Raw genomic sequence first — 1,653 nt, 5'->3', positions numbered from 1 at the left:
CCCTCTCCTTTTCGTCGTTTTCTGAACTTCTAAAGGGTACTGCAGCTTCATTTGTGAAAATTTTTATAAACTTAATATTATCTTTCAGGCGGGAGCTATGTCAAGATAAAAAGTCTTGATATTAAGGGTGTTCCGGCTTTTCACAAGAGCCTGTCAACGGGAATCCAAAAATGGTGTTCTGTTGGCTTCGGAATGGGTAACGGGGAGCCTTTTTCGCTTGAAAAAAGCCGGGATATGGTTAATCATTGAAAAGACTGAAAGATCTCCCCGAAAGGTAGAGTACCGTGGAAATACAAGGACGTCTTCGTCTCACCATTCTTTGCGAAAATGTGGTTGCCAATCTGCGCGGTATAGGGGAACACGGTTTTGCCGTCTTTGTGGAAACGGAGACCGGAACCTATCTTTTCGATACCGGTGCCGGTATTGGCATCCTCAGAAACTCCCTCACCTTTTCGAGGGACCTGCGATCGGTTCAAAAGATCCTGTTAAGTCACGGCCACTACGATCACACCGGGGGAATGAGGGATGTTCTCGGCATGACGGGACCGGTAGAGGTCCACGGCCATCCCGCCATATTCGATGAGAAATATGCCGTGGAACGCGTGGGAGAGGACATGACGGTTCGTTTCATCGGCATGCGCGAAAGGAGAGAGTCCCTGGAGGCGAGCGGCGCGGATTTCCACCTGGCCTCCAGTTTCCGCGACATTGCGAAGGGGGTGTACCTCACCGGCGAGATACCGCGGCTTTCATCCTTCGAAACAGGTGACAAACGGCTTGCCGTCAAGAAGGGCGAGACTTATGATGTCGACACCGTGCCCGATGACGGAGCACTGGTCGTATCCACGGAAGGCGGACTCGTCGTCCTTCTCGGGTGTGCCCATGCGGGAACGGTGAACACCCTCGAACATGTTCGAAAACATCTTCCCGACCTGCCCATCCGGGCGGTCATCGGCGGCACCCACTGGGGCATACTCCCCGAGGAGGCCGTGGACCTGTCGATAAAGGCCCTCGTGGATATGGAGATCGGCACGGTCGGTGTTTGTCACTGCACCGGCATAGCCTACGCGGCCAGATTGATACGGGAGCTGGGCGAACGGGGTTTCTATGCCTCCGTGGGGACAGTGTTCGAGGTGTGACCGATGGTCTGCGGTACGAGCAAAGGGGCATACGAGCGGACGGGCACACGGGTAAGGACGCCCTGGTCTCAGGGAGCCGTCGGCATCGGGGACGGATGTTTCACCTCGTCATTACCGTCTTCTTATGCATGACGGTGAACTGGGCTGTAATGGATGCTGGTTAGATACATGATCAAGGAGGAATATATGCCGGTTGTTCTGGAGTCACTGAAGGACGATGTTTTTACCATCACGTTGAACAGACCCGATAGGAAGAACGCCATGGATTACGACCTTCTCAAGGGGCTTTACGAGGCGATGAAGAATGCCGCCCGCGAGAGCGCCCCCCTTGTCGTCATCAGGGGTTCGGGAGGGGCATTCTGCTCCGGTGGGGACATAATCGCCTTCAGAGAGGCCGGGGACGCCGAGGCGCTCATCGACGCCGAAGCGGCCGTCCTCAACGAGAGCATCAAACTGATCCGCAACATCCCCGCCATCGTCATTGCCGTCATCGAGGGTGTGGCCGTCGGGGCGGGGG

The 1,653-nt window shown here is 55.4% G+C and carries 2 protein-coding genes; both read left to right on the top strand.

The window, feature by feature from the left end; genetic code table 11:
* Window positions 1–284 precede the first annotated feature (284 nt).
* Window positions 285–1,136 (top strand): MBL fold metallo-hydrolase, encoded by an 852-nt coding sequence (locus tag GXX82_15060; GenBank protein NLT24358.1) that lies wholly within the window; start codon window positions 285–287, stop codon window positions 1,134–1,136.
* Between the two features lie 186 nt (window positions 1,137–1,322).
* Window positions 1,323–1,653, top strand: a 331-nt coding sequence (locus GXX82_15055) for an enoyl-CoA hydratase/isomerase family protein (GenBank protein ID NLT24357.1), incomplete at its 3' end; no start/stop codon positions are given.

This window comes from Syntrophorhabdus sp., from assembly GCA_012719415.1.
In the GTDB taxonomy this organism is placed as follows: domain Bacteria; phylum Desulfobacterota; class Syntrophorhabdia; order Syntrophorhabdales; family Syntrophorhabdaceae; genus Delta-02.
Note: the sequence above shows the minus strand (reverse complement) of the source record. Positions and strands in the feature narration are given on the sequence as shown.